Source organism: Thermogutta sp., assembly GCF_039793925.1.
In the GTDB taxonomy this organism is placed as follows: Bacteria; Planctomycetota; Planctomycetia; order Pirellulales; family Thermoguttaceae; genus Thermogutta.
In genome coordinates this window covers 1-1,516 of record NZ_JBAMME010000066.1, presented here as the reverse complement: position 1 = coordinate 1,516, position 1,516 = coordinate 1, and the positions used below count along the sequence as shown (strand labels likewise).

The following is a 1,516-nucleotide window of genomic DNA, read 5'->3' as shown; positions in this document are numbered from 1 at the left end:
CGTAGGCCCACAGGTCGGTGCCGACGGCCCGGCCGTTCTGGCAGATGACGGAGGCAGAGCCGGTGGGGGGTGCGGAACGGCCTGGACCGCAGGGCTCGTTGGTCTCTACGAGGATGTAGACCGGGCCGCCGATCATTGGTGAGGGGGTGTATTCATCAGCCCCAACATTAGACTCAGTGGATGCAGGCAGGTCCAGAACGAATTCCCCCGACCCGCTCACGGCTACCTTCACTTTCCAGAATCTGCCCTCATACCCATCTGCCTCCGTTCCATCTCCGGGTTGATAATACAGGGTGGCACAGTTGCCAGGCGTTGTGCGCTGCACCGGGATTCTCCAGCCCGCCACAGCATCTTTTCGGGCCCACAATACATGGATGGATTGTCCATCGTTGTCAAACCGGTAGTGACTGACGCTTTCCTCGTGATGGGGAGCGGGATTCATATATGGTGCAGAAGCGCCACCAAGCAGAGAGGTGACCAGGCTCATTGCGTCGTAGGAGGGATAATACTCAGCGCGGTTCCAGTCCATCAATCCCCAGTACCGGTCATTGGGGTTTTGAGGGTTCGCATCGGCAAAGCGGTGGTAAAAGATCATCGCCCGCTGGGGATCAGTCGCATCAATGCCGGCATCTCCGAACCCGGCAAGGGCCAGCATGTATTGCTGGACGATGTAAGAGGCCTGGCGGTATTTGTTGGTAAAGGGATGATCATCGTTGGGCTCATCCTGCCACATCACGCCGTGTTCTGTGATCCATACCCCAGGATTCCACACTTCTGGATCCCAGGCGGCATTGGAACGGGCGCGCACGATAGTGTCGTATGAAAAAAATGGGGCGGCCGTATACATGCACTCCTACAGCATCCAGGCAATTCGGCAAATGACCATAATTTCTGGATTCGTTATCGTCATGGATCAACCGCAGAACATCTTTCCAATGCTGGAAATGTAGACCATCGGGCTCGAACAAAGATGTGGAAAACTCAGGACTGCCAAGCAGAATTGGTTTATCGCCCTGTCCGTGCTTGTACAGCGCCTCGCACGTTGTCCGCAGAATATTCACATAGCCTTCCGGAGTGAGACCTGGCTGCTCAGGGAGTCCCCCCTCGTTGCCGATCTCCCACGCATCCACTTTATCGCCATAAGCGGTCACAATGGTCTCCACGTAGTCTCTCCAATCCTCAAGGTCCGGGGCCGATGGATTGGGCACCGGCCCGTTGATGATGGCCAGAGTGTTCAGCCCGTTGTCCTGGTCGTGGGCAACCGCCTGGGTATAAATGATGTCATTATTGCCATCCTGGTTCACATCGTGATCGAACACAAAGACGTTCCCTATCTTTGGAATCCATGGCCGTTCAAAAGGCCAGCGGTCCCAGGTTGCTCCTGCGCGCACTGCAGCCCCTTCCCGGTTCGGAGCGTTCTTGGCCAGTTCCTCGGCGTAGAAACTGCTGATCCAGGTAAGACCTAGTGGTCAGTCAAGTGAAAATTTGTGGCTTCAAAGTGCTGGTATGGAGAACG

2 protein-coding genes are annotated in these 1,516 nt (G+C 55.9%); both read right to left on the bottom strand.

Translation table 11 applies throughout. The annotated features are described in order from the left end of the window. On the bottom strand, positions 1-733 hold a 733-nt coding region (locus ABJK56_RS02085), incomplete at its 3' end, for a hypothetical protein (RefSeq protein WP_347243008.1). Further along, positions 720-1,391 (bottom strand): hypothetical protein, encoded by a 672-nt coding sequence (locus tag ABJK56_RS02080; RefSeq protein ID WP_347243007.1) that lies wholly within the window; start codon positions 1,389-1,391, stop codon positions 720-722. The genes ABJK56_RS02085 and ABJK56_RS02080, both read right to left, overlap by 14 nt. Positions 1,392-1,516: the final 125 nt, after the last annotated feature.